This is a genomic window from Bradyrhizobium nivariense (assembly GCF_029846695.2).
Taxonomy (GTDB): domain Bacteria; phylum Pseudomonadota; class Alphaproteobacteria; order Rhizobiales; family Xanthobacteraceae; genus Bradyrhizobium.
Genome location: NZ_JARWCR020000202.1, coordinates 1 through 868 on the forward strand (window position 1 = coordinate 1; position 868 = coordinate 868).

1 protein-coding gene is annotated in these 868 nt (G+C 64.2%); it reads right to left on the bottom strand.

Going from position 1 to position 868, the window contains the following annotated elements:
• Positions 1–247: 247 nt before the first annotated feature.
• Positions 248–673, bottom strand: a complete 426-nt coding sequence (locus tag QCM77_RS45945; protein ID WP_280097145.1) for a DUF1330 domain-containing protein — start codon at positions 671–673, stop codon at positions 248–250.
• Between the last annotated feature and the right edge of the window lie 195 nt (positions 674–868).

The following is an 868-nucleotide window of genomic DNA, read 5'->3' on the forward strand; positions in this document are numbered from 1 at the left end:
GAACAATTCATCGCTTGCCATCGTGGTCTCCTGCGAATCCGCCATCGCCAGAGAATCACACTGCGACGGCTTTCGGCTATAGTGCTCGATGAGCCGTCGAATAGATCACACCCTCTGAGGTGGCCGCCTCTTCGGCGGCCCTCGAAGGGCGACGGCCCGGCTGATCGCCGCGCGGAAGCGTCCGGGCCGTACATCCTTCGAGGCTCGCGAGAGCTCGCACCTCAGGATGACGGATAGAGACCGTCATCTACTCCGGTATCTCCCCAAAATTCTTGCCGACCGGCAGCACCGCATGCCGGATCAGCCGCGAGTCCTCCACCGCCGCCTGCCTGTGCTTCACCGCTTCGCGATAGACGGGATCGCGGATCATCTCGACGAAGGCGGCGACGCCAGGGTATTCGGCGATGAAGCAGTGGTCCCAGCGTTCGCCCTCGGGGCCGATCAGCATCAGCTCGAACCTGCCCTGCCAGACGATGCGGCCGCCGAGGCGTTCAAACACCGGGCCGCTCTCGCGGCCATAGGCCGCATAGGCTTCCGCGCCGCTCGCCTTGCGGCCGTCGGGATAGGCCGCCTCCTTGCGCAGCCGCACCAGGTTGAGCATGTGGATCGGGCCGGGACGGTCGTTATCCCGGAACTGCGCAAAGATCTCCTTGGTCGGATCGATGTGGCCCATCTGAGCTCCCTCGTGAGTTCCCTCTTATTGCTTCCAATCCTAGCTCCGCCGCCTGGCCGGCGGAACTGCGGCCAGCGAATGCCGCACCTCCTAATCACGCGTTAAGCTCTGGGTAACCGGGCCTTAAACAGCGACCGCTAGCGTGCGGCGGGGCGGGCTGACCGGGCGTTTTGCGTATGGGGTTGGGAAAGAAAA